The following is a 458-nucleotide window of genomic DNA, read 5'->3' on the forward strand; positions in this document are numbered from 1 at the left end:
TGATGCATCACAGGAAAGCCGGAAACACGAAGCTGGGGGAGTTCGGCGATTACGGTAACGACTGGCAGACGCTGGAGCTGGTGTTCACCGCCGGCAGTGCCACGGTTACTCCGAAACTGAATGGAGTGGCTGGCCCGGCATTCCAGGTTATAAAAGACAGTCTGACACTGGGACTGAATGCGCTGACGCTGACGGATGTTACAAAAAATGCAGCGTATGGCGTTGAGATAGAAAGTCTGATGCTGGAGATAAATGCACCGGCAGCATAATAAAAAAAGCCAGCGCCCACTCTGAAGGACGCTGGCTAAAACGGGTAGATGTACTTCACATGATACTTATATTTGGCAGTACATTTTCTGACAGACAGTGACGGATGTTGTCAAGATATTGTGTCATTTATAACCTGAATCAGGGGTTGGTCGGAATGTTATCTGGCATTTTTAGCAGAGCCTGAATGC

1 protein-coding gene is annotated in these 458 nt (G+C 48.7%); it reads left to right on the forward strand.

Annotated features, from left to right (window positions below):
- On the forward strand, positions 1 to 269 hold a 269-nt coding region (locus E2K52_RS14905), incomplete at its 5' end, for a hypothetical protein (protein ID WP_000546496.1).
- Positions 270 to 458: the final 189 nt, after the last annotated feature.

This window comes from Acinetobacter sp. RF14B (genome assembly GCF_006864105.1).
In the GTDB taxonomy this organism is placed as follows: domain Bacteria; phylum Pseudomonadota; class Gammaproteobacteria; order Pseudomonadales; family Moraxellaceae; genus Acinetobacter; species Acinetobacter lwoffii_C.